Raw genomic sequence first — 25,554 nt, forward strand, 5'->3', positions numbered from 1 at the left:
GCGTAATGCCATCAATAATATTATCGGTTTAACTCGGCTTATCTATTACGCTTTTAGTTGATAATTCATACAGGCCGTCATCATTTAGTATGACGCCAAGCACGTACTCATGTGATTCAACCTACTATTCATGACGGATGCCAGATACGAGGGAATTGCCGCTAACAAAGGGGTCAATGGTATCCATAACATCGCTTTATTCTTAGCGATTATGGGATAGAACGCTGAACCCTTTTGATCAAACTTTGGTTGCATGCATTTTCATTTTATAAAATCCTTCCGCTCATGCTTAAGGGTAACAAACAACACAAAATCCAAGGTTAAATAATCACTTAGCATTAGCTAAGTAAGCATAATTCATTCAGTAAACCCAATATACCTACAGCAACTTATTCGCAGATAACACACCGTTATTTCTCACTAAACCCAAACAGCCGCTAAAACTGAAAATTAACTACAGTTTGCAGCGCGAATAGACTAGCCAAAAAGTGCGTTTCAGCTTAGGATCTGAACAATAAACAGATCAATTGCACATTGCGGAGTAACCAAACATCATGGGTATCAGAGCCATTGTCGTAGATACAGCCGGTACAACTACCGATCTTAACTTTATTGAGGATGTTCTTTTTCCTTATTCAGCTAAGGCATTACCCGCTTTTCTTGAAGAAAATCAAAATAATGTGTTAGTTGAAAACTGCATTTGTGATGTACAAGATATTGCACTTGAGCCAAACGCTAACCTTGCTCGCGTGACTGAAATTCTGCTGCAGTGGATTAGCGAAGACCGTAAAGCTACACCATTAAAAACCATTCAAGGCCTAATCTGGAAACAGGGTTATGCCAATGGTGAGTTTAAAGGCCATATCTTTCCTGACTTTATCGAAGCCCTTGATGGCTACAAGCAAAAAGGCTTACGCGTTTATAGCTTTTCATCAGGTTCAGTTGATGCGCAAAAACTCCTGTTCGGCAATAGCGATGCTGGCGATTTAACTGATAAATTTAATGGTCATTTCGACACTCGCACCGGCAATAAACGCTTTAAACAGGCTTACTGCAATATCCTAAACACCATCAGCCTGAGCCCGAAGCAGATTTTATTTGTTTCTGATGTGCTGGAGGAGTTAAAAGCCGCAGATGAAGCAGGCTTAAACGTTATGCAGATGGTACGTGATGATAAGCAACGTACAGGCGACTTTAAGCAGATTAGTAGCTTTGCTGATATTGAGCTCTAAGCGCTAGCCGCTAACTTTAAAAGGCATTCAATGAATGCCTTTTTTTATGGCTTAAATTCATTGATGGCAGTACCTAATACATGAATGAGCATTAGACCACGTCTTGTCGTCACTTCAGCATGCTGTTATGCTGGCTAAAAATCAAACAACCGTTTGAATAATAAAAAACACCAACGATAAGAGATCATTATGGATAAGTTTCTCAAGCAGTACCCAATTAATACCGCAATAAACGTCGCGTGGGGCGAAATGGATGCACTGCAGCACGTTAATAACGTAGTTTATTTTCGCTATTTCGAAACCGCCAGAATTGATTTTTTTAATCAGATTAACTTGTTAGAAGATCTACAAGTCACCTCAGTCGGTCCGGTGATTAGCGAAAACCAAGCTCGTTATAAACGCCCTGTGACCTTTCCAGATGCCATAGTCGTCGGCGTGAGCATTAGTGACATTAAAGATGACCGGTTCATGATGCACTACACTGTTTTCAGTAAAGCTCAGCAAGCAGTCACCACCATTGGCTCGTCTCAAGTGGTTATGTTTAACTTTAAAACTGGTCAAAAAGCCACGTTAACAGCACCACTGTTAGATGCCTTGAAAACCTATCAGCAGGCCTAATACTTTTAGCCATTGATGAAATGAGCGGCTTCGATCATCGGGAATAATCTATGAGTGAGAAAATCATCCATATAGTTGATGAAAATAGATTTGTTATCAATATCGATAAGGTTCAAGCCATGCAGTCCTATGAGATCATTATCGACCCTAGCAAAACATCAGCTGGACGATGCAATTTCGACAGTACCTTTGTACCAAATGAGTTACGAGGAAGAGGACTCGCTGAAAAGTTAGTTCGCCATGGGCTTAATTGGGCTAAATCACAAAACTTACAAATTGAAGCGAGCTGCTGGTATGTACAGAAGTTTTTAACCTCAACATAGGCAGCTCTTATCATTTGAGGCTAGGCACCAGTGAGTAGCGCAAGCTGCGCACGGATCTCGTCACTCAAGGGCGCGCTTTTTTCTGCCGCGTAATCGTAATGCACTACCGATGTTTGTGCTTCGACGGTTTTCTTGCCGTTTTGCCAGCAACTCTGGGTCAACTCAAAGCTACTATTACCGATGCGGCTGACCCAGGTTTTCACCGTTACATCGCTAGCAAAGTAGGTTGGAGCATTAAAGTTTACGCTAAAACCAGCAATGATCAGATTCCATTTCGATAGATCTTGAGTTGGGTTAAATATCTTGAATATTGGTTCACGTGCCGCTTCGAACCACACCGGGAACACGGTATTGTTTATATGACCTAAGGCATCCGTTTCACAAAAACGTGGCTGTATGGTTAAGCTGAATTCACTTTCCTTCACTGTGTTCTATCCTTTATTTATTATTATCTAAAACATTGCCGCCATTCTACCGATAAAACAACCAATACGGTAAAGCCTGTGTCTTTATATCGGTGCAGTGCGTCAACGAGGCTGAACACTGGTTGTTATTAACAACAGATTAGCCAGATACAAAAAAGGATGCCTCTGCACCCTTTTATCGTTACCAAACTTCTATCTACGGCTAGTTAACGACCATACATAGCGTTGATCTCTTGCGAATACTTCTGGTAAATCACCTTACGGCGCAGCTTCATGGTAGGGGTGATTAAGCCCGCTTCCATTGAAAAAGCATCCGGCAGTAGGGTGAACTTTTTAATCTTCTCAAACCCAGCTAACTCAGTTTGTAGCGCCTTTAAGCGCTCCTCAAAATGCTCTATCACATGTGAGTGACGCAGTAACTCAAGCGGGCTATCGTAATGTAAGCCCTTCTCTTTAGCCCAGCACTCTAACGACTCAAATGCGGGTACTATCAAGGCAGTCACGTAGTTACGCGCATCAGCGACAATGGCGACCTGCTCGATAAACGGACAACAGCCGACCTTACCTTCAACCCGTTGCGGCGCAATATACTTGCCATTAGAGGTTTTCATTAGCTCTTTAATGCGATCGGTAATAAACAGATTGCCATCTGCGTCGATCCGACCCGCATCCCCAGTTTTTAACCAGCCATCTTCAAAGGTGTCAGCGGTTTCTTGTGGGCGATTATAGTAACCGCGCATCACGGTGTCACCGCGCACTAAAATTTCGTTATCTTTACCTAGCTTAATTTCAACTTCAGGCAATACCTGACCATTGGAGCCAGGCACTCGGTTAGCTAAGGTGTTACAGGTTGCAGTTGCGGTAGTTTCTGTCATGCCGTAACCACAAAGCACAGGTACATCGATGCCTTGAAAGAAAGCACTTACATTGGGATCCAACGCCGCACCACCGCAAGGCATAAACTTCAAACGACCGCCCAACACCTGCTTTAACTTGCCAAAAACTAACTTATTAGCAAGTTTCCACTGCAAGCTCAAGCCTAACGATGCCTTGTGGCGTCCTTGACCCACCTCAGACTGTTTATGCCCGACCGACATCGCCCAGGTAAACATCCTCTGTCTCGCTTGTGGCGCTTTAATCACCTTATCTTGTACCGCGCTGTACACCTTCTCTAAAAATCTCGGTACGACACATAAAGTATGTGGTCGCACTTGCACAATCGCCTCTTTCACCGCCATCGGATTGGCAAGATAAACGTTACGTCCACCACGACATAGGACGTAAAAACTCCAACCACGCTCAAAGACATGGCTTAGTGGTAAGAATGCTAAAGAAACATCGCCGGGTGTAAATGGCAACAATTGATCATGCTGACGCACCATGGACGCAATATTTCGATGTTCCAGCATGACCCCTTTAGGATCACCCGTGGTGCCAGAGGTGTAAATAAGCGTTAATAGATCATCAAGATTTAAATCTGCTAAACGTCTTTCAAGCTCGCTATCGGCCTCACTATCAAGTTCACGTTCGAGCAGTTCATCCAAATGACAATGATTTTGTAGGTCTTGCAACTCAACTGTTCTGTCGAATACTACAACACGAGTCAGGCTGTCACATTGACTAACAAGTTCACATGCCATTGCATATTGCTCTGCGTCACCAGCAAAAACAAGCTTAGCCTGTGCATCGTTAACCATATAAGCAGCTTGCTCTAAAGTACTTGTTGGATAGATTGGCACAACCACCGCTTTAGCCTTTAGTAAGCCTAAGTCTGCGCAGGTCCACTGAGGGCAATTCTGCGATAGGATCACGGCGCGGTCTTGCGACTCAATGCCGAACTGGATTAACACCCGTGCTATTTTTGAGGTGATAACATCAAATTTGCTCCAGCTAACTTGATGCCAAGGCGCGGCCATTTCGAATCCTTCGAGTGCTATCGCATCGCCAAGTGCTTGGCTCTGCTGCTGTATGAGACGTATAACGTGAAATGACTCGAGTGACATAAAATAACTACCTTTTAGCTTACAAGTGTTCCGCTTTTACCTAAGTTTACTCGAAGTTCTCCTAAAAACTAAGAGCTTTTGCTCTATTTATGTTAAGTCAAACACAAAAAAAGACCGTTCAAGGTGATAAACAGTCTTCTATTAACATAAAAATTCACTAAGCAGTTCAATTAAAACAGAAACAACTAAGTTACCCACTCGCGCATATATCCCCACCGTTAGCTAGACAATAAATCACCACGCCACAAGCGGTATTTAGCATACCAAAGGCATAATAGGGCCAAAATCAGCAACGGAATATCCCAGGCAATCCAGTGCCAAATATCGCCGCCACTTTGCACTGTCGACAGTGAGGACGATACCCAACCAGATAACAAAGCGACTAAAAATATCGTGGCGGAAATCTGCATTGAAGTACGGCACATCGACCCTAAACCTAAGATGAAGGCACAACCAATAACATTACTGAGAACCAAGTGTAACCAAACCGACAAGCTAACCAAGGGTGATAGCAAGCTGACCAACGTAGCCGTCACCATCATAGTAACTGTCAGTATTGCCAGTAAACGATACTGCGCCAACATGAAGGCATTAACCATCCCTCTCTTACCATCAAAACCAGGCAGTACAAATAAGCTTTCAACCGCACGCCAACGTTGAATGCGGCTCCAGTGCAGCATGGCACAAGTGATACCACTAAACTGTATCAGCAGAAATAACACTGGCAGTTGTACATCAAGCAAATAAGCCCCGAGGGCTAATAGTAAAGTCACTACAGGCATAGCCAACAACATCATTGTCAGCATCGGGCCTATAAAGTAGTTAGCAGGGTGCAAGAAGCGTTCGAGGCGATTAAGCAGGTTCGAAGACGTTAGCGTCGGCAACCAGAACCAGCCCATCTCTAGACCGTTAAGATAGACAACACGTGCCTTACTATTCCAGCCACAACTGGACAGTTTACGCCCTAAAACCATCGCCAAAATCAGATCGACAAAAAGTAACAGAAGGGTGCCAGCTTGTGGTAAAAGCTCAGCTAAATAGGGTTGCATAGGCAGGGAAACATACAGTACAAATGACAGGTGGAATGCACTGCTATTTTTCAAACTGAAGTAAAGAAAGCCAAAACCGAATAACAACGTCAGTAACAGTTCATCCACTTTATCTAAAGCATTATGCGCCAGCAAAAATATCATTGCTATTACAAGGCTAGTAACCAATAAAGCAAGCGCCTGTAACAGCACACTTTGGCGATACTGCGGCACTATCTCGGCCCACTCAGTAGCTGCTAGTCGGTTCATTTGCCAGCCTATCGCCACACAAGTAGAGGCAACAAACATATTCATCAATAGCAGTAGTGTATCGATTTTCCGCTCTGCGTCATCAGGAAGTAAAAAAGGCATCCCCAAAGCCATGACCAACCCCAGCAATCCGACCCCAAGAAAACTAGCGCAACCAAGATCAAATAACCATAGGCGAACAGAACCCTTTAACCATTTGCCTGAGGTGATAAAGCTGCTATTCATGAGTGCAGTTCCATAAATAGCTGTTCCAAATTAAGTGAATCAGCACTAATAAGCCCCTCAAACTGCTGCCCTTGGTAATTATCAACCACGACTTTGTTACCATTACGGTGCAGTATATTGAGTTCACCGGGCAGTGTTGCGGTCTCAGATAGCCTCAGCAATTTTACCTGCTCTCTTAGATCATCTATCTCTTTAAAAATAATCAGCTCACCGTGCTTTATTAATGCAAGGTGGCTGGCAACTCGTTCAAGATCGGAGGTGATATGCGAGGAGAACAACACACAAGAGCCAGATTCAAGTGCTAGCTCAAACAGATCTGCCATAAACTTGCGTCGAGCGATTGGATCTAAGCTGGCAACGGGTTCATCAAGAATAAGCAGCTTAGGGCGGTAAGCCATCGCCATAATTAACGCTAATGATTGGCGTTGCCCCACCGATAACCGCTGCACCTGTTGCTTAAGATCAAGGTCGAAGCGCTGCAACCATTCAGTCTCTAAACTCATATCCCACTGCGGATAGAAGCTACGGTGCAATTCCAATGCTTTTAGTACACTAAAGCCTTCGTAGCCAAAGGGTTGTTGCGGCACATAACCTATTTGAGTTTTTATCTCGGAGGTCATCTGCTCAACGGGAGAGTCAAGCACCTCAATGCAGCCTGAACTGGTTTGCATTATTCCCAGAGCACAGCGCATAAGCGTTGATTTTCCAGCGCCATTTTGACCTAGTAGGCCAACGACCATTCCAGGGTATAGCGCCATATCTAGTGCATTTAATGCTACTTTATCATCGAACCGTTTTGTCAGCTGCTTACATACCAAGATCGGTGCTTCATTCATATCCATCGAAAAAAATCCTTTAATTCTGCCAGCGATCACCGAGCAGTGTTTGTAAGGCATCTAAACTCATGCCCAGTTGTTTTGCTTGCTCAATAACCGCATCAATTTGCGGATGTAACAGTTGTCCATTTGAAGTGGGGTCGCTCTGTTCTCGCAACGCCACGCGAGTTGGCTGGCCACGACGACGCTCAAGCCAACCTTGCTCAACCAGCTGCTGCACAGCGCGGCTAACCGTCATCGGGTTTACCGTTAAATGCTCTGCCATCTGCCGCACCGACGGCAATACTTGCTCACTTTGTAATTGGCCACCCACAATCAAACGTACAATCTGTTCGCTTAACTGTTTATAAATTGGCTCACCACTACTGGGGTTGACATTTAGTTGTTCTAACATTAGCCTTTAGCCACTGTATTAATACATTGATACACCGATACAGTAACAAGTTAACATATACCCGCTCCACTGCAAAGTGCATGTTTCAGAGCAGCCTGAAGTGGAGCGGGTATGGATACGCTAAATTGCAAAAAAGGAAGAAGTATCATGCATCATGGAATGTATTCACCACGAAAAATGAGAGTGGAACCTACTCTTACGCTTCGTAAAAAAGTCGCTCTAGCAGTGGTTATTTGGGCTGCAGTACTGATCCCTTCAGTTCATGCTCTGCCCCTAACTCTCAGCGCACCCACTTCGGTAAATACCACAGATAATAGCTGCTATGTTGACGGCCTTTCAGAGCGAATGAATTGTGGTTCCATCAGTGTGCCTGAGAATCATGACCTAGCAGAAGGTAAACAGATTCAGATCCATTACGTCGTTATGCCAGCGATTAAGAATAGCGGTAAAAGTGAAGCGCTACTGGCGATTGCAGGCGGTCCGGGGCAATCAGCGATTGAGAATGCTCAAGGCTTTAACCAGATGCTGACCAAGGTACGCCAAAGCCACGATGTCATCTTGATAGATCAACGTGGTACTGGCCAATCGAACCCACTGCAATGTATTGGTGATGGGTTTGAAAGTCCACTTGCCATTAACGAAAGTGACTTTGATACCCGAGTCGAAACTCAGAAGTGTTTAGATGAGCTTGATGCCGATGTCACCCAATACGATAGCTTATCTGCCCTTAGAGATTTTGAAGCAGTAAGACAGCATCTAGGCTATCAAAAATTGCACTTATACGGCGTATCCTATGGTACCCGCATGGCACAGCTATATATGCGTGATTACCCTGAACATGTAGCCACTGTCACCTTAGACGGTGTGGTACCAATGCAGCAAAGTGTATTGGCCATCGGTGATGCTATCGCCCGTGCTTTTGATCTCGTTATTCAGGACTGCAGCAACAACACACTTTGCCATAACCAATTCCCTGAACTGGCAGCAGAGCTTGCACAAGTCGACTCTGAACTGACCCATGCAGCAAAGATCAGTACCATTGCCGACCCTACCACTGGTGAAGCCACTCAACTGACAATGACCCGCAGTAAATTCAAAGGCTCACTGCGTATGGCATTGTACTCGCCCAGTGTACGAGCGCTAATCCCTCATGCCATTCACCAAGCCTCGAAAGGCAACTTCCAGCCAATTACTGGACTGTATGCCATGTCGATGGATGGAGCCGGAATTGCAATGGGAATGCACGCCTCGGTAGTGTGTGCTGAAGATTGGCAACGCCTAACGCCGCAGCTGCGCGCCAGCACCAATAACAACTATTTCGGCCGAGAAATGCTAAAAACCTTCGAGCAATCCTGTGCCGTGTGGAATATGCCTGCGGTAGATAGCAGCTTTAGCCAAGCTATTGCTAGTGACATTCCGACGCTGCTGTTATCGGGTGAGCTTGATCCGGCCACCCCACCAAGCTGGGGCGAGATGGCAATGGAAAAACTCACCAATGCCAAACATTTTGTCGCTCCTTATGCCACACATGGTGTTGCTTACCAGTCTTGCGGTAACAACCTAATTGCCGAACTCGTTGAAAAAGGCGCCGTGAGTGACATTGATGGTGAATGCTTAAATAAAGATATTCGCCGCAACTTCTACCTAAATGCCAGTACGGTTGAGGCGATACCCAGCGACACTGAACAAGAACAAACAGCCCTGAGCGAAGAGAGTTCCCTCAGTCAAGAAACAGCCTTGAGCCCGAAAAAGCCCTGAACCAGTAAGGAAACACTCATGATACAAGTATCAAATTTGTCAAAACGCATCGGAGATGTGCAGGCGCTGAATAATTTAAGCTTTTCAGCTCTCGATGGCCAAATAACCGGACTACTTGGTCCCAATGGCGCAGGTAAAACAACGTGCTTACGAACGGTGTTTGGTTTACTCAAACCCGATAATGGCTTTGCTGAAATCGATGGGATTAACATTGCTAAATCACCAGTTGCCGCCAAGCAGCAATTGGGACTGTTTCCCGATCCGTTTGGGCTATATGAGCGTTTAACGCCGCGTGAATACATCAGCTATTTTGCCGAGCTAAATGGCCTATCACGTAGTGATGCTAAACACGCCACCAGCAGTGTGATTGAAAAACTGCACCTAGCCGATATTGCCGACAGACAATGTAAGGGCTTTTCCCAAGGTCAGAGAATGAAAACGGCACTGGCGCAAGCCATCGTCCACCAGCCCACCAATATTGTGCTCGATGAGCCGACACGTGGCCTCGATGTTATGAGTACACGGGTGTTGCGTGACATATTGCGCGACCTTAAAAACCAAGGTCACTGTGTATTGTTCTCAAGTCATGTAATGCAAGAGGTAGCCGCACTTTGCGATCAGGTGATAGTCATGGCGGAGGGCAGAGTCGTTGCTGTCGGTAGCCCTGATGGACTGTGCCAACAAACAGGTAAAGCCTCACTTGAGGACGCCTTTATTCAGCTTATCGGTACCGATGAAGGGATAGCCGCATAACTCTGTCGTAAATAAGTCAGAGATTGGTCACCAAACTCTGCAAGATCACGCTAGCGAATAGCGACAAAAGGATTTAAAAATGAGTAATAAAACAATCACCATGATCCGCAAGGAACTGATTGATGCCGCTCGCGATAAGCGCTCAGTGATGGCTGGGCTCTACTACGCAGTAGGTGCTCCACTACTGATGTGCGGTATGTTTTTTATGTTGATCGGCCAGCTAACCAGCCCTGAAGATTTAAATATCAATATTAACAATCCTCAAGGCGCCCCCGATCTGGTTAAGTACCTTTCGAGCAAAGGAATTACCCAAGGTGATGCCGATAAAAACAAAGATATTTTGTTGGTGATTAGCGATGATTACGCCAGCAATATGGCGAAAGGGATCAGCGCCGACGTCACTTTAGTTGCCGATGCCTCAAATGAAAAACTGCAAAAGTCGATTCGTCGTCTTGAAAAACATCTGCAGCACTACAACTCTGAGATGGGCAGCTTACGTTTGATAGCCCGTGGCATCGACCCAAGAGTTATGCAGCCTATCAAGCTCAATGTGGAGGACCAAGCAACACCAGATTCAAAAGCAGGCATGATCTTAGGCATAGCCACTATGACGATGATCTACGCCGTATTTATCTCTGGAATGAACCTCGCCATTGATACCAGCGCAGGAGAACGCGAACGCAACTCACTGGCGCTACTGCTGAGCCACCCAGTATCAACTAGTCAGATCGTGATATCTAAAATTATCGCCGTTACTCTATTTGGAATGGTAGGTCTGTTATTAACACTCATAGTGTCCAAATTTGCCTACAGCTTTGTGCCTTGGCAAGAGCTTGGATTTAGCGTCAGCGTTAACAGCCGCTTTATTGGCATGATGATGCTTATAGGTCTCCCCGTAGCCATCATGGCAGCGTGCTTGCAGTTATTTGTATCGTTTCTTGCCAAGAGTTTTAAAGAAGCCCAATCATATCTCACGATTGTATTGATTTTACCTATGATGCTCGCGATGGCGGCCAGCTACGATATCGCGCCAGAGACTTTGCAATGGTTACCAGTATCAGGCCAGTTACAAGCGTTAATAGAGTTCATTAAAGGCCGAGAGCTACCTGGAATGCAGTTAGCGATTTCGTCATTTATCACCCTAGCCATCTCAGTAGTACTAGCCTTTGGTATGCAAAAATCTCTTAAAAGCGAAAAGATTGTCTTTGGCTTATAACCATACCGAGAAAGAAGCCTCTTAAAGTTAATCGCTTAAGAGGCTCTGTTTCAACAGAGGTAAGGTTCACTAACCCACAAAGAACATCTAATACTCACAGCAACTGTGAGTATTAAATTTTTGCCGATATGCTCTGGGCGATAAACTGGTGAGTTGGATAAACAGCTTTCTAAAGGAGCTAACATCTTCATAACCCACCTGCTCGACAATTTGCTCTAATGCTAACTCGGTAGTTTCCAGTAACCGCTTAGCTTCATCCACTCTTAAGCGCTGCATGTAACTCGCTGGCGTTTCATTCAATGCCTTTTTAAAGCGGCGGATCAAGGTGCGCTTGCCTACCGCAAACTTATCGGCAATATCGTCGAGCAGAAAACTCTGAGTTAAATGCAGCTGCATCCAATCTTGAATTCGCCTCACAAGCTCATCTTTATGCCGTTGTTCACTATCCAATGTCATAAATGGTTGTTGCGAGATACGGTTAGGATCGATTAGCAAAACTTTAGCCATTTGTGTCGCTATCTGCTCCCCCACCAGCAGCTTAACCAGCTGTAGCGCTAAGCTTAGGTTAGCGGTTGTCGCCCCAGCGGTGTACATGGGTCCATCACTCATGACTAAGTGTTCCATACACAGGTTCACCTTTGGAAACCTGCGCTTAAAAAGTTCCGCCAGCCACCAAACGCAGGTAGCAGTACGTCCGTCTAGCAAACCGCTAGCAGCCAGAACAAGCGTGCCTGCACAATACGCAGCTATTGGTTTTCCGGTTTCAGCAAACTGATGCAGAGTCGGCATATGCGGACTAAAAGCCCTAAGGTAGCTGTCGAGCTCTTTGCGATTAGTAATCGTTGAAGCGGCTACCACTACGGCATCGGCATGGGATAAATAGTGCTCGGCATCAGCATGAGCAATAACAGGCAAGGATAAGCCATAGTTGCTTTTAATCGGCTCACCATTTGGGGAGATTATCTTACACTCAAACAGATCATCTTCTGCGTTGGCTTGCGTTACCTTCCAATAGGTATTGCAGAAGCTAAAGACATCCATAAAACTGATGATGCCCCCCGCAACAGCATTATCTGCGGCCAAAATAACGATTCTTTTCACTGTCGCCACCTGTCACTAGTCACCCTTATTTTGTCAATAATGCCACTTATTTACAAATTGTCCACAATTTAAACTATCTCTACGTTGTTACTACCGATAAGTTCTAGCCGACATTAGATTAGCTAAGAGCAAGGAGTCAGTTATGAAAGCATTTTCGACCAAACATCTATTCAGCATAAGCTACTGGTTATTAAGTTGGGCCTTACTGGTCTGGCTCAATTTTAGTATTGAGCCAAATGCCATGGTGCATTTTGTCGTGCTCCCAGCATTGCTGCTGATCACAGGCCTAAATGCCGCTAGCCTATGCAATAAAAAATGCTAGTAAAGTAAATGTCTGTTACTTACGTTGAATATACCAGCACTCCCCTAGAAATGGATTCCCGTAAGCATTTTTTGCATAAGCGTTCTAACCTCCAGGGATAGAGGGAATGCCAATAAATGTACAACTGAATGGATTCAGGAGGTAGAGTAACGCAGGACGCAGTTACCGAGAGAATATTTATGTGCTGACCTCCAAGGACGGAGGAAATGCCAATAAATGTATGGAACATTTATGGCAAGACACAAATACCAAAACTACCCATCCATGGGTTTTGGCATAAGTGTTATGACCTCCAAGGACGGAGGGAATGCCAATAAATGTATGGAACATTTATGGCCAGACACAAATACCAAAACTACCCATCCATGGGTTTTGGCATAAGTGTTCCAGACACAAAAAAGCCCGAATTGATTCGGGCTTTCGAACATTTTAAGCGAGCTAGCTTAAGCGAACGACTTTGCTTTCGGCCTAAAAGGTTTAATAACCGCTTCGTCGCACTCTAAAAATTGGCCATCCATCAGATCGATACAGTATGGAATTACAGGGGGAAATAGAGTGCATCTAGACACGATCACTGCTAATAACTTACTTTGCTTTCGGCCTAAAAGGTTTAATAACCGCTTCGTCACACTCTAAAAATGGACCATCCATCAGATCGATACAGTATGGAATGGCTGGGAATACTGCATCCAAACACTCGCGAATTGATTTTGGCTTGCCTGGCAAGTTAACTATCAACGAGTCGCCACGTAGGCCTGCAGTTTGGCGCGACAAAATCGCCGTAGCAACAAACTTCAACGATTCAGCACGCATCAGCTCACCAAAGCCTGGCATCATGCGATCACATACCGCTTCTGTTGCTTCAGGCGTTACATCGCGCTTAGCTGGACCTGTACCACCAGTAGTGACAATTAAACTGCAGTTCTGAACATCAGCCATATCAATTAGCGTCGCTTCAATCGCGTCAGTTTCATCCGGGATCACCTTATAAACGGGCTCCCACTCTGATGTAAGGTACTCGTTTAGCACATCGATAATTGCCTTACCGGATAGATCTTCGTAGACACCAGCACTAGCACGGTCACTTACAGTCACAATACCAATTTTTGCTTTGCTCATTGCTTAATCCTTTCACTTTAATCTGTTGCTTGTATACCCGCGGCTAACAGCCATCGAATGCCAAAACCTGTTGATAGCGCATAAAGTAGCATAAAGTTAACTAGCAGGATTTGATAAATATCTAATATATGCGCTACAACCACTGAAAATACCAAGCCGTTAGAGTCTTCTAGACAACCAATACTTTTGTTTCCAATAGCTATTGTTCAAGCTGGAGATCATCACCCCTTGGCTCGTCGAAGCATGTAAGAACTGATTATTGCCGATATAGATGCCAACATGGCGTGTACTCCAGCCTGTTTTGAAGAAAACCAAATCGCCCTCTCTAAGCTGACTTTTGCTGACACTCTTACCTACGCTCCTTTGCTCATCAGTAGTTCGAGGCAGCTTAATGCCAAACTTGTCATTAAAGCCTAGCGCCACAAACCCTGAACAATCAACGCCACGCTTACTCATGCCTCCGAAGCGGTAGGGAGTACCTTTCCACTCGCTATGCAATTGCATTAATTGATTTTTTACTGCTGTCGTATTATCTAACGCTACCTTTTCAGTTGGATTATTAGTGCCTCGATTCGGGGTACTTGAACAAGCGCTTACTAGTAAAATAAAAACGAAAACAAAAACAGCTTTCATATGAGTCCATAGTGTCGATATTCGAGTAAATTAAGTCAGTTGAAATTTATTCTTTCAGATTTATTAGCTCTAAATATACCGTCTTGCAAACGGTAACATTACACAGTAAGAGTATTTTAAATTAGTAAAAGTGAAATTAATTAGCGAGTAAGCTTTCATTGCAAAAAAATTAAACTATATATAAAGAGAGCGCTAGTTAAATTAAAGGACGTTGTAATGGAAAAATATATCATTAATAACTATAAACAGGGTGAATTTGAACATTCAAAAGCAACAGAAGATGACTCCGTGCTGTGCGAAAGTCAGCTATACACCTACGAACAGGAGGATGAAACACCGAGTTATATTCTGGGTTACAATTGATCAAATACCGCTCCAAATATTAACTATTGGAGCGGTATTAAAACAGCTGTTTATTTTATCTCTTCACTTCAACACTTCTGCTTTAGATTACTCGTCATAGATTAAGCCATCATTAAAATATAATCAAAATCGACGCTTTAAACATCATCAATATTTATGTAGAACATATAAATATATATGCATCACCAATAAAACTACTCTAGATTTTTTTTAAATCTAAGTGACGCTATTATCAAACCAACTAGTGTAAATATCGCTAGCCAGCTAACATCATAAGACATATCAATGATATCCACATCGCGTAATATCACCCCTCGAATTAACCGCATAAAATGCGTTGCAGGCAATGCTTCTGCAATATACTGCGCCGCAATTGGCATTCCTTCATAAGGGAACATAAAACCTGATAGCAAGATCGAGGGCAATAATACAAAGATGGTCATCTGCATTGATTGTAGTTGGCTTTTTGCTATCGTCGAAATAACCAACCCCAAAGTTAAACTTGCCATAATAAACAATAAAGTAGCACTAAAAAGCTGCACTAAACTGCCATTCATTGGGACATTGAATAGGCTGTAACCTATACCTAAAATAATAGTTACCTGCAGCATACCAATAAACATGTAAGGGATTATTTTTCCTATCATTAACTCCATTGAACGTATTGGAGTCGTAATAAGCATCTCCAGATTTCCCCGTTCACGCTCCCGCACTATCGCGGCTGACGTAAACATGATCATCGTCATTGTGAGGATAACACCCACTAACCCTGGCACTATATTAACTACCGTTCGTTGTTCAGGGTTGTAAAACAGTGCCACCTCAAAGGTGGGAGTTGAGCGGTTGCTCGGTAAGCTTAACAATTCAGTTAACGGCATATTCCGCAACCCCTTTATAGCCGCCGAGATCATGGTATCGGAGCCATCGACAATCCACTGTGCCACAGGGCGGCTTGTCTCTTCATCACTCGAAGGCGGGCTTGCTAGGCCGACGGCACTATGGCGAACGAGTCTCTGGGCAACATCTTTAGGGATCACTAAAACGGCTCGCACCTCTCCCGTTGCAATAGCCGAATGGGCTGCTTCAATATCATTGAAGTGTTGAGTGAACTCCACCACTTGCGTAGCTCGCACTGTTTGCACTAATACTCGACTCAGCGCGGTTTGGCTTTGATCAACCACCCCCACTGGGATATCACGAATATTGGTATTGATAGCATAGCCAAATAGCATCAACTGGATAAGCGGGATCATTATGACCATGCCAAACGTCATTCTATCTCGCTTAAGCTGGATCAATTCTTTACTGACAATGGCTTGGATGCGGGACAGTGTTTTCATTGGCGTCCCTTCCCTGTACAGGTAACAAACACATCTTCAAGACTGGGTCTGACGATATGTAACTGTTGTTTATCCAGTAGCTCATGCAGTGCTAAGAATGCGATGGGATCTGGGCAGCTATGACTTACCAACACCCGTAAACGAGAACCTAGCTGTGCAGCAGTGATCACCTCAGGCAGTGCCGTGAGTTGCAGTTTAAGTTGACGTAAGTCATTTGACTCAACTTCAACCACATGTGCGCCCATATCTTGCATCAGTTGATCTGGAGAGCCATCAACACGCTTTACACCCGCTTCCAATATAGCCAACTTGTGGCAACGTTCTGCTTCATCCATATAGTGGGTAGAAACAATAATGCTGGTGCCTTGATCACTTAAGTCGAATAGCTTTTCCCAGAAATCTCGTCGGTTCTCAGGGTCTACGGCGGATGTGGGTTCATCGAGAAACAGTAATTCAGGTTTATGTATTGTGGCAGCAGCCAATGCTAAGCGTTGTTTTTGGCCGCCACTCATGCTGCCTGCTAACTGACTCGCCCGTTGATTCAGCCCATATGTGCTGAGCAGCTCATCAATTCGCAAACGCCTTTCATGGCGTGATAAGCCATATATTTTAGCGATAAACTGCAGATTTTCTTTTACGGTTAAATCATCGTACAAAGAAAACTTCTGCGTCATATAACCCATTTTTAAACGTAGTTTTTCAGCATCAGCAGGTAGCGTTAAGCCTAGTACCTCAACCTCTCCCGAAGTAGGTAACAATAATCCCGTCAACATACGAATGGCGGTGGTTTTTCCGCAGCCATTGGGCCCTAGAAAGCCATATATCTCGCCTTTTTCTACTTCAAAATTTAGATCTTGGATCGCTTTTAAACTACCAAAATGACGACATAACTGCGTTGCCCGAATCACAGTTTCACTCATGGCAACTCCACTTGAGCGGGGACTCCATTGGGTAAATTAGACGCGCTGTCTGGGAGTTGTACCTCTGCGAGGTACATTAGCCTTGCTCGCTCTTCCTGGTTGAGCGCGTAATAGGGTGTGAACGCTGGTTCATTAGATACCCACCTTACGTGCCCCATAATGGGGTCATCAATTCCATCAACATACACCAGCAGGTTATCATCAATCTTCACTTTCACCCGATATGGCTCAGGGATATAAACTCTCGCATAAGGCGCTTTACCCGCCAGCAAAATTGCTAAAGGACTGCCTTGAGTCACTCGCTCACCCAGATTCCACGGTAAGTTATCCAAAATGCCGTCGCGGGTGGCTCTAATGGTGAGATCTGCTAAGCGCTTATTCTCCCCTGCCAACACCGCTTTAGCTGCATCGAGATTAGCTTTAGCAAATCGAATATCCTCCTCTCTAGTGCCAGAGGTTAATTCTCGTAACTGCTCTTGGGCATTTTCTAGATTGGCGATACCAGAATCACGGCTGGCGAGAGCGCGATCAAGATTCGCCTTGCTGGCTAGATTATTTTTCACCATGGTCTGCATGCGGCGGTAATTGGCTTCACTTTCCAGTAGTGTTGCCTTTGCGCCTGCGACATTGGCGCTGGCTGCGGCTATCTCCTCTTCACGCGCACCTTTTCGCAACTTATCGTAGTTAGCAGTGGCTTGAGCAACCTCAGCCTGCGCCTTTAACTGCTGTGATTTTTGAAAGGTGTCATCTAATTGGACTAGCACCTCCCCTTTGCGAACCGTACTCCCTTGTGCGACAGGCAGGCCAACAACAACCTCATTGATAGTGGCAGTATGGGCGATACGCTCGCGCTCTAAACTGCCTAGCGCGACTTGTTTGTCACGTCTATCACAAGCCGAGATAGTACTTAGAATGAGTATAAAAAGGAGTACGCGCACATTAACCATCCTTATTTCGCCACAGTAGTTAAAGCTCAAATTATCAACAGATTAACGTTATGCCTCAAAGCACAAGTCTGCAAGTAAAATCCGCACAACCTCATCAAATATTGGTCATATTATTATCGAGAATTTAAACTTAGTGGGGCTATATAGGAAGGGTGAAAACACTGAGTCAAAGTTAGACTCAGTGTTTTCGTTTCAATGGTATATACGCTGACAACTCAACAGGCTTAGCCCTACTCCTTATTTAACTGCAGTGTTTGGCTAATCGCACTCCAAGGCACCCATTTAAAGTTTTGATTCTGATCCGGCATACGATTACGGCCATCTTGCACCACCATCATCCCTTGCGACCAAGCTCCACGACCTACCGAGCTTGAGGTGACATCCAGTCCGTCGGTCTCAGCGCTACCGTCATAACCTAAGCTGGCATTAACCCCTATCCTAAAACGATCTATGTAAGCATAAGGCGCAGTGCTGTTATACAGCAGGTAACTATCATTTCCCTGGCTAGAGACCACTAAATAACCAGTCTCACTGTCTGCTTGATAAAGTGATATTCCCTCGATATCGGCCACCAGCGCCTCCCCCGCTTTAATAATCATCTTGCCACTCAAATTCGCTGATTTATCATCGAGATTGAATGCCCAGATACCGACATTCTCTTCACCTAGGAATAGCTTGTTGTTGACATCATCAACCACACACCCCTCTGGTTGACTGGGCACACTAAACTGCCGAACTTCAGTTGCTTTTAAATGGTTATCTTGCCATTTCAGTTCGATTTGACTCACCAGCCCCGATTTCTCATTGGCAAATACATGCAATTCACCTTCATTAGGTTGATACATGCACAGGCCGTAGATATCAGTCAAAGTTGTAGTCTGTTCAGGTAATTGGGTCAATGAGCCTTGAGCATCAATACTAAAAATGCTTAGGCTATTACGATCGCGATTACTGGCAACGGCAATGTCACGATATTCACCACCTAGTAATACTTGCTGCCTAATATCGACATTATTAACCCGCCCAGCAGCAATGGCTTGCAGCTGCTCACCTTGCATAGAAAAACTCAATAACCCCCAGCGCTTGTTAGTGCCTAAAACGCGGCTTTTCTCCGGCATAGTAGGATGAACCCATATCGCGGGGTCATCCATGGTATCGCCAGCTCTGTCAGAAATATCACTCTCAACGGCTGTGGGGATCTCTTTTATTTGTGCAGTTGCATTGGTAGCCTTGATTTTTTTAGGCTGCCATTGTGCTTGATAAAATTGATCCTTGTCGTCCGAATAAGCCCAAAGCTGTGTCTCTGCCACATACAAGCTTTCGAATGCTTGACCATCTTTAAAGGGCGCTGCGACTTTATCTCCTTGGGTATCGAAAACCTGGCCACTTTCATCAATCATAGTAATTTGACCCGCTTTAATGGTTAATCCAGATAACTCATTATTGGGCATTGAGACAACAAGCTCTGATTCATCAGCCATATGCGGGGCAGCAGGGTAACGCCACAGCCCTTGATGATTATCGAGAACATGAAGCTGCTCGTTATCATCCACGGCACACTTTAACGCCCCCATTGATACCGCCAAGCTACGTACCAGTTGAGGTTGCCACTGTCCACCCGACGACAACAACCACTGCTCAGAATGGCCGGCATCATCCCCAATCCAAGCATAAAGATTGTTATCTGCACGCCGAGGCTGCAAACATAACCACTCCACCTGAAAGGCCCGCTTGGGTAGCAGTGACAAGCGTTGCATGTTATTCAGGTTCAACTTAATCCCCTGCACTTGGTCAACCTGAGTATCGTAGGTCAGTGCAATATTGTTATACACCGCTAAATATTCAAACTGGCCGGGAACGATAACGTTTAATTGCTGTTTATCTGCCAATACTAGCCCTAATCGCTCACTGGCAAACAGAGCCCGTTGCTCCCAGATTGCCATTTCGCTCGCCGCTACAGGTCCCTGCAAAATGGTTCGACCCTGCTGTGGATCTCGGTTATCTTGTGCTGCTAGCTGACAACTAAAAAGTGTCGCAAAGGCTAACGCCATTACATATTTTTGATTAATCATGAAAGTCTCAGGCCTTAATAGTTGATGAATTGAATACCTAGCTGAAATGTACGGCCATACTCTTCGTATTGGGCGTTGTAACGGCTCTGTCCGGTATAGGTATAGAAAGGTTCATCAGTAATATTTATCGCTTTGAAGTAGACTGTAATATCTTCGGTAATATAGCTTTTAGCGACGAAGTCCCACTGGGTATGTGCATCTTGGTAAATATCAAAATTAGCATCATCTAGCTCACCAATCTCAACCAAATATTCCGACTTATAAGCAGCGGCTAGCCGAAAGCTCACATAGGGATTTTCATAGCCAAATGAAGCATTAGCGGTAAGCTCTGACTGACTAGGCAGGGGAATATCACGCCCCTGTAAACCATCATCTTGCCAATTGATATGCGCCGTTGAGTCACTTAGTGTCAAGTTGCTAGTAAAGATTAACCCACGCCAGCCTTCAGGCATAAAGCCAAATTCCTGCACATAGGCAAGCTCCAACCCCAAAATATTGGCATCATCACCATTAACAAACGTCTCGGCTTTATCAAAATTTTGGTACTTACCGCGTCCGCCAAGATCTGCTTCATAGATAAAGTTAGTAATATCTTTATAAAAACCACTGGCAGAAATAACACCTAACCCACCCATATAATGCTCAATACTGACATCCCAATTCATCGCCTCTAACGCTTCTAAATCGGGATTACCAAAGCTTGCTTCAAGCTCGTCATCATCTTGCTCAATCAAAAACCCTGGCGCTAGCTGTCCAAAAGTCGGCCGCACAATGGTATTGGTCCAAGATGCTCGCACCACGGTTTTATCACTCCACTTATAGTTAAGATGCAAACCTGGCAGCCAGTGCTGATAGTCACGGTCGGTATTATTGGTAAAGAATTCATCCTTACTTTCATCAAAACCAGAACCTTGTGACTGCATTGCAGTGTGTTCAAAACGTACCCCAGCCAGCAGACGCAAACTATCAATATCGATGTGTCCCATAAAATAAGCCGCGGTAATATCTTCATCGATATCAAAGTCATTGATCCGCGATTCAATCTCGTCTTTTGCTGCAGCGCTGTCCATGCGGTTGACCAAATCCCAAACGGGGGCAGCCGCAATAGAGGGGCCAAATCGTCCTAGGTTGTAGTCTGGTTCAGCTGCTGAAAATTGACTCATTAACAGCTGAGACTCCGTAATACCTTGCTCGTCGAAATCTTCAAAGATCCAGATGTCTTCTCGATTCTCCTTAGCGCGAGCGCTGTACTTTGCGCCAAACTTAAGCGCGACAGGCCTATCAGCTAGCAACCAAGTTTTACTTAAATCAAACTTAGCCGACACCATAGTGTCGACGGTATTTGATTCGGCAATTTCAACTTTATCTAGCAAGTAGTTATCTGCATTGTAAAAATCGTCACTTGCGGATATTTTTGGCACTTGGCTATTTTGATAAGCAACTTCATCAAACTCACCTTCGAAGTCCGCACCACCGATATAGCGCGGTTTATCAGCTTCTGCGCGGCTCCAACTCGTCAGGTAATTAACAGTCCAAGTATCGAGCCGAGACTCGCCGCCTAAGACAAGGGAAAAAATCGCCTGATCTTCCTCTCGGGATTTTAATGAACGGGTCGCTTCTGCGGTTGTGGGGTCATCAGGCAAGGCGCCATCGTCCCATTTTATCTCATTACCGTTGCGGGTTTCGGTATCGACAAAGCTGCTATAGAGGGTTCGAATAAACAGGTCATTGTCATCGTTAGGTCTAAAATCTAGATTCGCGCCAAGGCCGACACGCTCTCGATTAATCTGGTAGTCACGCTGCTCAACCTCTTCTAATTTAGTAGGCTCATCGAAGCTCCATTTACCACCCGTTTCAACATTATCGGAGCCAAAATCACGGTTATACCAGCTTGCGGCAATGGCTACGCCGATGTTGTCTTGAAAAATATCACTATAACTACCCGCAAGCTTAGGATTAACACTGTCTGTCATTCCGTCATAGCTACCTTCAGCACTAACATTGACATAGGTGTCATCACGATCAAAAGCCGATAAGCTCTTAACTTCAATTGCCCCACCCAGTGAATCAGCATCCATGTCCGGTGTTAATGTTTTCGTCACCTCAACGGATTGCAGTAAGTCAGCAGGCACAACATCTAGCGCCACAGCGCGGCGATCACTATCAGGTGACGGTAGTCGGGTGCCATTCATCGATACCGCGTTATAGTCAGGCGCCATGCCTCTAATACGCACAAAGCGACCTTCGCCTTGGTCACGTTCGATTGAAATCCCAGGAACCCTCTGCAACGCCTCACTAATATTGGTATCCGGGAAGTTACCCAAGGCATCAGCGCTCAAGACACTGACAAGATTATCTGCAGCACGTTGGCGATTTAAAGATTTACTCAGCGAACCACGTTGGCCGACCACCTGTATATGCTCAAGGCCTTGCCCTTTCAATTCGATTTGCGTGTTGATGAGACTGACTTCACCCACTTTGATCTGCTGAGTGTACGTTGCTCCTCCTAGATACTGCGCCACTAATGTGTACTCACCCTCAGGCACTTCCTGAAAAAAGAAACGCCCATCTCGGCTCGATTCCTGTTTAAGGTTTAGCTCCTTAATGCTGATGAGTGCGCCTTCTAAAGGCATTTTCGTCGCCCCATCGGTAATCGCCCCTTCGACTTTGCCAGCCCATGAAGTGGATGGAAAAGCGAGACTAGCGGCAAAAAGTGCAAGGTAGAGCGGTGAAAGCGAACCGAGCTGCTTCATGTTGTTAATTTCCTATTTTAGTTTGCGTTATATGGCTGATATGCAGGCAAAACTAAAATAGATAGATGACAGTAAGGTGACGTCGAGATTTGAACTAGCAGAAAAAGGCTGTTTTTCAACAACTTTGACCGTGAATGAGCTATTTTGACTACCCGTTACAGCTGTTAGCTTTAACCCTTAATCAATTAAAAGGCCGAGCCAATATCGGTTAAGCTACTGTATAAAAAGAAATATACTCAAAAATACACACTTAACCTTGTCTGAAAATGACCTAAATATTAAAAAAAACTCCCCAACGCTGAACATCCATTGAGCCAATTTGACTACTTAAAGGATCATACAATCGTCATAAAATAGCAGTACGTTAGACGTAATACTCAGCTCATAAACAGATACAGTATGCATAAATTTGTTAGATCAAAGTTTACCCTCGGCATCGCGCTATTTAGCGGAATATTGCTCAGCCTTTGTCTATTACAGGCCGATACCAAAGTTAGCAGTAACATTGATTGGCTTGATGTAGCTGCAGAGGGCGCTTTATTGCTACTTGGATTGAGTTGGCTTGCATTAGTATTACAGGCTCGGCCTGGTGGTATAGTCACTCAGCTGCTTATCTTCGGTCTACTGGGCTATAGCTTGGGCTGCTATATGGATCTGCTCGATGAGTTTTTCATAAACCACAGCCTCCCCACTTGGTTTGCTTTTCTTGAAAAATTGCCCACACCTATCGGCTTACTTACGCTAACTTGCGGCTTATGGCTGTGGCGAGAAGAGCAGTTCACTATTAATGAGCAGTTACGCACTCGAGAGCAGTTTTTCCGCCAGCATAAACTCGTTGACAGGGTCACTAAGATTTATGATGCCCGGGCGATACGTCACCAAATAGCACTCAACGGCAATAACGCATTAAGCTTGATCATGATAGATATCGACAATTTTTCAGAGATAAATCAGCGTGACGGCTTTAATCAAGGGGATAAATTGCTCGCCAATATTGCGCAGATGCTCACTTGCCAACTTCGTTCCCAAGATCTTGTCTGCCGCTTTGCAGGCGACCGTTTCATTATTTTACTCCCCAATTGTTCAGCGCCATTCACGTATGCTATGGCGGCTGAACTGCAACGTGCAATCGTGCATTTGGGCTGCCAAGCTAGCAGTGCTCATATTCATTACAACCCACAAACAGAAAAGCAATCACTGGATGTCGATAGCTTAATCAGTCAAATAAATAAAGAGATGGAGCGCGTCAAACAAGCAAGAACTTGGCCCCAGGCCGTTTAAATGCAATCCATAGCTTATGCTCAAGATAAATGTATTGATAGCCAGCTACTTATAGCCAATATCGTGGCAACGTTTGAGCATAGACAGCTCGATGTTGAGCGCTTATTGAAAGGTACCGGGATTTTCAGGCAGGATTTGCAGCTCACAGACCATAAGATTAGCCCCTTGCAGCTCATGAGCTTAATCGACAACGCTTTAATGCTATGGCCCGGAGAGGACTTAGCGTTTTTAATCGGCCAGCAGTGGTTACCAGTACAAAGTGGAGCTATCACTAATGGCCTTTTTTGCTGCAACAGCCTTGCTCAAATGCAACGCTTTTGGCACCAATATCACTGGTTCAGCCAACCTTGGTTGCAAGGGTGGCACTGGCGCACGAAAAGCGTGCAACACCTATTGCTACAGCTAGATATAGGTGCCCAGCGCCAGCAACAGTTCTTTACTGAACTGAGTCTTTCAAGCTTAGTTTCAACCTATAAAAAGCTGACCCATAAAGCATGGCAAGGTCATTTTTCCTTACCTTATGCCGAACCTAAGTTACTCGATCAGTATTATAAATACTTAGGCCAAGACTTATCATTTAACCAACCTATCTGCGTCATTAGCTACGATGCAATAACAGCACAGTCCTCATTCGAACTGGCAAATTCACAGGGCTTAAAACTCGCACGGCAACAGCTGCATCAACAAAGGCAAGCTGCCGAATATCAAATAGGACTTCCCGCTGCTATCCGCTTACTGCTCACTAGAGCTAAAACACGCTGCTACACACTTCCGCAAATTGCAGAACACTTAAACCTCAGCCCAGCAACATTAAAACGTCGACTCAAGGCGTACGACATCAGCTTTCAGCAGCTGCAAGATCAAGCTAATATGCAACAAGCTATCTTCCTGTTAGCCGTATCAGGCGAAAGTAATTTAACCATCGCCAAGCAGTTGCACTTTGCTGACAGCAATAACTTTAGGCGTTCATTTAAGCGTTGGACCGGACAACTCCCCAGCCAATTTAAATATTGGTTGAGCCACGTTAACTAATCCTAATAGCGTTTTCTCACCGACAGCCATCTTGCGTCTTTAACCGCTTGTTCAGGTATGGCCAAAGGGCACTTAAAATCACCAATACAACACCAATTAGCGCGATGCTATTAGGCATTTCATTAAAAAGAAAATAGGCCTATTAAAACCTTCTGCACGCTCCGACTCTAACTATCGACTTTACTCGAGTAAAGACGTGCAGAGAATAGAAAAAATTGCCTCCTATAGAGAAGCTGGACTATCTCTTGAGTCCATTGCCGATATCCTTGACTCAAACGAATCAGAGTCGGCAACTGTACTCGAAGAAAGGCTCATAAACCTAAACAAAGAGATTAGTCAGCTGCGCCAGCAGCAACGAGTTGTAGAGATGCTAGGTCATAATTCTCTGATCAGAACCGCCAAAACCATGAATAAGGAGCAATGAGTCAATATTCTCAAGGCATCAGGTATGGATGAGCAGGCCATGCATAAGTGGCATATCGAATTTGAGAAGGATCTGCCAGAGGTCCATACCGACTTTTTAGAATCTTTAGGCTGTACCACTGAAGAGATAACTGAGATTAAAGCCTGGTCTACTCTAAAGTAGACTA

At 44.7% G+C, this 25,554-nt stretch carries 25 protein-coding genes; 12 read left to right on the forward strand and 13 right to left on the reverse strand.

What is annotated here, in order from left to right; all coding sequences use genetic code 11:
• The first annotated feature begins 554 nt into the window (after positions 1 to 554).
• The 3 genes from mtnC (at position 555) to JK628_RS22645 (ending at position 2,173) form a co-directional block, all read left to right on the forward strand.
• Positions 555 to 1,232 carry an acireductone synthase gene (gene mtnC / locus JK628_RS22635; protein ID WP_202287140.1) on the forward strand — a complete coding sequence of 226 codons (678 nt, stop codon included), beginning with the start codon at positions 555 to 557 and terminating at the stop codon, positions 1,230 to 1,232.
• A gap of 189 nt (positions 1,233 to 1,421) precedes the next feature.
• Positions 1,422 to 1,850 (forward strand): acyl-CoA thioesterase, encoded by a 429-nt coding sequence (locus JK628_RS22640; protein ID WP_202287141.1) that lies wholly within the window; start codon positions 1,422 to 1,424, stop codon positions 1,848 to 1,850.
• Between the two features lie 50 nt (positions 1,851 to 1,900).
• Entirely contained in the window at positions 1,901 to 2,173 is a 273-nt protein-coding gene (locus JK628_RS22645) for a GNAT family N-acetyltransferase (RefSeq protein WP_202287143.1), read from the forward strand.
• Positions 2,174 to 2,193: 20 nt separating this feature from the next.
• Here JK628_RS22645 and JK628_RS22650 read toward each other — a convergent pair whose 3' ends face one another.
• The 5 genes from JK628_RS22650 to JK628_RS22670 form a co-directional block, all read right to left on the reverse strand.
• Entirely contained in the window at positions 2,194 to 2,598 is a 405-nt protein-coding gene (locus JK628_RS22650; protein ID WP_202287145.1) for an acyl-CoA thioesterase, read from the reverse strand.
• Between the two features lie 206 nt (positions 2,599 to 2,804).
• Positions 2,805 to 4,601 (reverse strand): AMP-dependent synthetase/ligase, encoded by a 1,797-nt coding sequence (locus tag JK628_RS22655; protein WP_202287147.1) that lies wholly within the window; start codon positions 4,599 to 4,601, stop codon positions 2,805 to 2,807.
• A gap of 218 nt (positions 4,602 to 4,819) precedes the next feature.
• Positions 4,820 to 6,124: a hypothetical protein gene (locus JK628_RS22660; RefSeq protein ID WP_202287148.1), complete on the reverse strand. Its 1,305-nt coding sequence runs from the start codon at positions 6,122 to 6,124 to the stop codon at positions 4,820 to 4,822.
• On the reverse strand, positions 6,121 to 6,966 hold the full coding sequence (locus tag JK628_RS22665) for an ABC transporter ATP-binding protein (RefSeq protein WP_202287150.1): 846 nt from the start codon (positions 6,964 to 6,966) through the stop codon (positions 6,121 to 6,123). Before JK628_RS22665 ends, JK628_RS22660 begins: the two co-directional genes overlap by 4 nt.
• Before the next feature lie 13 nt (positions 6,967 to 6,979).
• Positions 6,980 to 7,354 (reverse strand): GntR family transcriptional regulator, encoded by a 375-nt coding sequence (locus JK628_RS22670; protein ID WP_202287152.1) that lies wholly within the window; start codon positions 7,352 to 7,354, stop codon positions 6,980 to 6,982.
• 147 nt (positions 7,355 to 7,501) lie between these two features.
• On the opposite strand from JK628_RS22670, the gene JK628_RS22675 reads away from it, so the two are divergent.
• The 3 genes from JK628_RS22675 to JK628_RS22685 all read left to right on the forward strand — a co-directional run bounded on the left by JK628_RS22675 (position 7,502) and on the right by JK628_RS22685 (position 11,081).
• Positions 7,502 to 9,112 (forward strand): alpha/beta hydrolase, encoded by a 1,611-nt coding sequence (locus JK628_RS22675; protein WP_202289932.1) that lies wholly within the window; start codon positions 7,502 to 7,504, stop codon positions 9,110 to 9,112.
• Between the two features lie 18 nt (positions 9,113 to 9,130).
• On the forward strand, positions 9,131 to 9,865 hold the full coding sequence (locus JK628_RS22680) for an ABC transporter ATP-binding protein (RefSeq protein ID WP_202287153.1): 735 nt from the start codon (positions 9,131 to 9,133) through the stop codon (positions 9,863 to 9,865).
• A gap of 79 nt (positions 9,866 to 9,944) precedes the next feature.
• The gene (locus JK628_RS22685) at positions 9,945 to 11,081 is read left to right on the forward strand and encodes an ABC transporter permease (RefSeq protein WP_202287154.1); all 1,137 of its coding nucleotides are present in this window, start codon (positions 9,945 to 9,947) and stop codon (positions 11,079 to 11,081) included.
• An 87-nt stretch (positions 11,082 to 11,168) separates the two neighbouring features.
• On the opposite strand, the gene JK628_RS22690 is transcribed toward JK628_RS22685, so the two are convergent.
• The gene (locus JK628_RS22690; RefSeq protein WP_202287155.1) at positions 11,169 to 12,182 is read right to left on the reverse strand and encodes a GlxA family transcriptional regulator; all 1,014 of its coding nucleotides are present in this window, start codon (positions 12,180 to 12,182) and stop codon (positions 11,169 to 11,171) included.
• 142 nt (positions 12,183 to 12,324) lie between these two features.
• On the opposite strand from JK628_RS22690, the gene JK628_RS22695 reads away from it, so the two are divergent.
• Positions 12,325 to 12,504 (forward strand): hypothetical protein, encoded by a 180-nt coding sequence (locus JK628_RS22695; protein ID WP_202287156.1) that lies wholly within the window; start codon positions 12,325 to 12,327, stop codon positions 12,502 to 12,504.
• A 585-nt stretch (positions 12,505 to 13,089) separates the two neighbouring features.
• Here JK628_RS22695 and mog read toward each other — a convergent pair.
• Positions 13,090 to 13,623 carry a molybdopterin adenylyltransferase gene (gene mog, locus JK628_RS22700; protein ID WP_202287157.1) on the reverse strand — a complete coding sequence of 178 codons (534 nt, stop codon included), beginning with the start codon at positions 13,621 to 13,623 and terminating at the stop codon, positions 13,090 to 13,092.
• A gap of 159 nt (positions 13,624 to 13,782) precedes the next feature.
• Positions 13,783 to 14,256, reverse strand: coding sequence for an NlpC/P60 family protein (locus JK628_RS22705; RefSeq protein ID WP_202287158.1), 474 nt, complete (start codon positions 14,254 to 14,256; stop codon positions 13,783 to 13,785).
• Positions 14,257 to 14,472: 216 nt separating this feature from the next.
• Here JK628_RS22705 and JK628_RS22710 point away from each other — a divergent pair, with 216 nt between their 5' ends.
• Complete coding sequence (locus JK628_RS22710) at positions 14,473 to 14,619, forward strand: hypothetical protein (protein ID WP_202287159.1); 147 nt, start codon at positions 14,473 to 14,475, stop codon at positions 14,617 to 14,619.
• Between the two features lie 194 nt (positions 14,620 to 14,813).
• Here JK628_RS22710 and JK628_RS22715 read toward each other — a convergent pair whose 3' ends face one another.
• From JK628_RS22715 to JK628_RS22735, 5 genes are all read right to left on the reverse strand, one after another.
• Positions 14,814 to 15,959: an ABC transporter permease gene (locus JK628_RS22715; protein ID WP_202287161.1), complete on the reverse strand. Its 1,146-nt coding sequence runs from the start codon at positions 15,957 to 15,959 to the stop codon at positions 14,814 to 14,816.
• Positions 15,956 to 16,879: an ABC transporter ATP-binding protein gene (locus JK628_RS22720; protein ID WP_202287163.1), complete on the reverse strand. Its 924-nt coding sequence runs from the start codon at positions 16,877 to 16,879 to the stop codon at positions 15,956 to 15,958. Before JK628_RS22720 ends, JK628_RS22715 begins: the two co-directional genes overlap by 4 nt.
• Positions 16,876 to 17,826: an HlyD family secretion protein gene (locus JK628_RS22725; protein ID WP_202287166.1), complete on the reverse strand. Its 951-nt coding sequence runs from the start codon at positions 17,824 to 17,826 to the stop codon at positions 16,876 to 16,878. The genes JK628_RS22720 and JK628_RS22725 overlap by 4 nt, the downstream gene beginning before the upstream one ends.
• A gap of 230 nt (positions 17,827 to 18,056) precedes the next feature.
• The gene (locus tag JK628_RS22730; RefSeq protein WP_202287168.1) at positions 18,057 to 19,898 is read right to left on the reverse strand and encodes a phytase; all 1,842 of its coding nucleotides are present in this window, start codon (positions 19,896 to 19,898) and stop codon (positions 18,057 to 18,059) included.
• A gap of 14 nt (positions 19,899 to 19,912) precedes the next feature.
• Positions 19,913 to 22,651: a TonB-dependent receptor gene (locus JK628_RS22735; protein WP_202287171.1), complete on the reverse strand. Its 2,739-nt coding sequence runs from the start codon at positions 22,649 to 22,651 to the stop codon at positions 19,913 to 19,915.
• A gap of 399 nt (positions 22,652 to 23,050) precedes the next feature.
• Here JK628_RS22735 and JK628_RS22740 point away from each other — a divergent pair, with 399 nt between their 5' ends.
• From JK628_RS22740 to JK628_RS22755, 4 genes are all read left to right on the forward strand, one after another.
• Positions 23,051 to 23,932, forward strand: a complete 882-nt coding sequence (locus JK628_RS22740; RefSeq protein WP_202287173.1) for a GGDEF domain-containing protein — start codon at positions 23,051 to 23,053, stop codon at positions 23,930 to 23,932.
• Positions 23,933 to 24,964 (forward strand): AraC family transcriptional regulator, encoded by a 1,032-nt coding sequence (locus JK628_RS22745; protein WP_202287174.1) that lies wholly within the window; start codon positions 23,933 to 23,935, stop codon positions 24,962 to 24,964.
• Between the two features lie 121 nt (positions 24,965 to 25,085).
• Positions 25,086 to 25,388, forward strand: coding sequence for a MerR family transcriptional regulator (locus tag JK628_RS22750; RefSeq protein WP_337249452.1), 303 nt, complete (start codon positions 25,086 to 25,088; stop codon positions 25,386 to 25,388).
• 24 nt (positions 25,389 to 25,412) lie between these two features.
• A complete protein-coding gene (locus tag JK628_RS22755) occupies positions 25,413 to 25,550 on the forward strand; it encodes a hypothetical protein (RefSeq protein ID WP_202287175.1) in 138 nt (45 codons plus the stop codon).
• Positions 25,551 to 25,554 lie beyond the last annotated feature (4 nt).

It is taken from the genome of Shewanella sp. KX20019, assembly GCF_016757755.1.
Taxonomy (GTDB): domain Bacteria; phylum Pseudomonadota; class Gammaproteobacteria; order Enterobacterales; family Shewanellaceae; genus Shewanella.